This window comes from Streptomyces javensis (assembly GCF_039525925.1).
In the GTDB taxonomy this organism is placed as follows: Bacteria; Actinomycetota; Actinomycetes; order Streptomycetales; family Streptomycetaceae; genus Streptomyces; species Streptomyces asiaticus.
In genome coordinates, this window is the sequence record NZ_BAAAIF010000210.1 from 1 (window position 1) to 2,886 (window position 2,886).

At 69.7% G+C, this 2,886-nt stretch carries 1 protein-coding gene; it reads left to right on the forward strand.

The window, feature by feature from the left end; translation table 11 throughout:
- The coding region (locus tag ABD329_RS47580) for a condensation domain-containing protein (RefSeq protein WP_344318243.1) at nucleotides 1-2,886 on the forward strand (2,886 nt) is incomplete at both ends.

Below are 2,886 nucleotides of genomic sequence, written 5' to 3' on the forward strand. Positions count from 1 at the left end.
GTGGGCGGATGTATCGCACGGGTGATGTGGTGCGGTGGACGGCCGAGGGGGAGCTGGAGTATCTGTCCCGGGTTGATGACCAGGTCAAGCTGCGTGGCTTCCGGATCGAACTGGGTGAGATCGAGACGGTGCTGGCCGGGCACGACCAAGTCGCGCAGGCCGCGGTCCTCGTCCGCGAGGACCGGCCCGGCGACAAGCGGCTGGTCGGCTATCTCGTCCCGGTGGCCGATGGTGGCGTGCCGAACGGCGCCGAGCTGCGTCGGCATGTGGCCGCACAGCTCCCCGACTATATGGTGCCGTCCGCGTTCATGACCCTGGACGCCCTCCCGCTGACGCCCAACGGCAAGCTGGACCGTCGAGCCCTGCCCGCGCCCGACTACGGCCCGGGCTCGACCGGCGGCCGGTCCCCGCGCTCGCCGCGCGAGGAGATCCTGTGCGGTCTGTTCGCCGAGGTCCTGGGCGTGGAGTCGGTCACCATCGACGACGACTTCTTCGGTCTCGGTGGCCACTCTCTGCTGGCCACGAAGCTGGTCAGCCGGATCCGCTCGGTCCTGGACGTCGAACTGGCGGTGCGGCGGGTCTTCGAGGCGCCCACCGTCGCCGAGCTCGCGACCGTGCTGGACGCCTCCGCCGCGGGGCGCTCGCCGCTACGGGCGGTGGAACCGCGCCCGGCGCGGCTGCCGCTGTCGCTGGCCCAGCAACGGCTGTGGTTCCTGCATCAGTTCGAGGGGCCGAGTGCCACGTACAACATCCCGGTGGCGTTGCGGCTGAGCGGTGAGCTGGACGAGCGCGCGCTGCGGATGGCCCTGGGCGATGTGGTGGCGCGGCACGAGAGCCTGCGCACGGTGTTCGCCGAGGACGGCGACGGTCCGTACCAGGTCGTCCGGGACGCCGAAGCGGTGGGGCTCGCCGTGGTACGGACTGACGAGACACAGCTGGGCACCGAACTCCTCGGTGCGGCCCGCCACGCCTTCGACCTCCGGGCGGAAGGACCGCTGCGGGTTTGGCTGTTCGAGCTGGGCGACGACGCGTACGTACTGCTGGTCGTCGCGCATCACATCGCGAGCGACGCATGGTCGATGGGCCCGCTGGCCCGCGATCTGACCAGTGCGTACGCGGCGCGGGTCGGCTCCGGTGGGGCTCCCGGCTGGGAGCCGCTGCCGGTGCAGTACGCGGACTACAGCATCTGGCAGCGCGAGGTGCTCGGCGCCGAGGATGACCCCGATAGTGAGATCAGCCGCCAACTGACCTACTGGAAGGCCGCGTTGGCCGACCTTCCGGAAGAGCTGCCCCTGCCGTTCGACCGGCCCCGCCCGGCGGCCGCCACCTACCAGGGCGACTCCGTCCCCCTCGACCTCGCTCCGGAGCTGCACGAGAAGCTGACACGGATCGCACGCGAGCGCCGGGCCAGCCTGTTCATGGTGGTGCAGGCGGCGCTGTCCACGCTGCTCACGCGCCTGGGCGCGGGGACGGACATCCCCCTCGGCACCCCCGTGGCCGGCCGCACCGATGACGCGCTGGACGACCTGGTCGGCTTCTTCGTGAACACGCTGGTGCTGCGGACGGACACTTCCGGCGACCCGACGTTCGCGGAGCTGATCGAACGGGTGCGGGTGCGGGATCTGGAGGCGTACGCGTACCAGGATCTGCCCTTCGAGCGGCTGGTCGAGGTGGTCAACCCGGAGCGTTCGCTGTCCCGGCATCCGCTCTTCCAGACGATGCTCACGTTGAACAACACCGAGCAGGGCGCGGAGACCGCGGTCGCCTCGCTGCCGGGTCTGACCGTGGCGAACGAGCCGGTGGCCGTGGGCGGGGCGAAGGTCGACCTGTCCTTCCGGCTGGGCGAGCGGCGGGGCGATGGTGCGGCCGGGGGTGTGGTGCTGGAGGGGGCTCTGGACTTCAGCACCGACCTGTTCGACCGAGCCACGGCGCAAGGCATCGCGGAGCGTTTCGTGCGTGTTCTGACCGCGCTCGCTGAGGATCCCGAGCGTCGCGTCGGTGATGTGGAGTTGCTGTCCGGGGTGGAGCGGGAGCGGGTGCTGGTCGGGTGGAATGGTGAGTCGCGGGGTGTGCGGGGTGTGTCGTTGCCCGTGTTGTTCGGGGAGCAGGTGGCGCGGACGCCGGACGCGGTGGCGGTGGTGTGTGGCGATGTCCGTTTGACGTATGGGGAGTTGGAGGCGTGGTCGAATCGGGTGGCTCGGTGGTTGGTGGGGCAGGGGGTGGGTCCGGAGTCGTTTGTGGGTGTGGTGCTGCCTCGGTCGGTGGAGTTGGTGGTGGTGCTGCTGGGTGTGGTGAAGGCGGGTGGTGCGTATGTGCCGGTGGATCCGGGGTATCCGGCGGAGCGCAAGGCCCACATCCTGGGCGATGCGCGGCCGGTGCTGGTGATCGATGAGGTGGAGGACCTCGCGGCGGCTGACGAGTACGCGGACACGCCGGTGGAAGAGGTGCGGGAGCTGTCGCTTCCGGCGTATGTGATTTATACGTCGGGTTCGACGGGGTGGCCGAAGGGTGTGGTGGTTGAGCATCGTTCGGTGGGGGCGTATTTGGAGCGGGCGCGTGAGGTGTATCCGGATGCGTCGGGTACTGCCTTGCTGCACTCTTCGGTGGCCTTCGATCTGACGGTGACGGCGCTGTACACGCCGTTGGTGAGTGGTGGCCGGGTGGTTTTGGGTGAGCTTGATGAGCGGGCGGGGGATGTTGGTCGGCCGTCGTTTATGAAGGTGACCCCGTCGCACTTGGGTCTGTTGGAGGCGCTGCCTGAGGAGGTGTCGCCGTCGGGGACGTTGATCACCGGTGGTGAGGCGCTGGTGGGGGAGGCGCTGGCGTCGTGGCGGGCCGCGCATCCGGATGTGGTGGTGGTCAATGCGTACGGTCCCACCGAGGCCA